Here is a 374-nt window from a genome sequence, read left to right as displayed (position 1 = left end):
ATTATTATAAGCTTCTACGGTAAATGTTTCTGCTTTTGTCTGAAGATGCTTCTCTTTAGCAACAATGCTTTGGTAGCTTTTCCAGTGATCACTTGCTATCTTCTCCATTTTGTGTTGTTTTATTGTTCCCCAAAACTTTTCTGCTGTTTTATGGCTTCTGTCACCAATAACGAAATTGATGAATCTTTTTCCAAATCTATCAACAGCAATCCAGATCCAATAGTGTTTTTTTTACTCCCTATATAACTGTGCATTTCATCTAACGCTACCACTTTTATTTCCTTAGATCCACATTGCAACGATTGTACTTCTTGACCAAAACTACGAATCCAATTCAAAATAGTGACATTGCTAATATCTAAAATCCTGCCGAT

Annotated in this window: 2 pseudogenes; both read right to left on the bottom strand. The window is 34.5% G+C overall.

Annotated elements, in window-relative coordinates:
* Positions 1 to 168 (bottom strand): annotated as a pseudogene (locus GNY06_RS15685) (IS1 family transposase); the annotation flags it as partial.
* Positions 120 to 374: pseudogene (locus tag GNY06_RS15680) on the bottom strand (IS1 family transposase); the annotation flags it as partial. The pseudogenes GNY06_RS15685 and GNY06_RS15680, both read right to left, overlap by 49 nt.

It is taken from the genome of Elizabethkingia argenteiflava (assembly GCF_009904105.1).
Classification (GTDB): Bacteria; Bacteroidota; Bacteroidia; order Flavobacteriales; family Weeksellaceae; genus Elizabethkingia; species Elizabethkingia argenteiflava.
The sequence above is the reverse complement of the archived record's forward strand: the minus strand, read 5'-3'. Positions and strand labels throughout refer to the sequence as shown.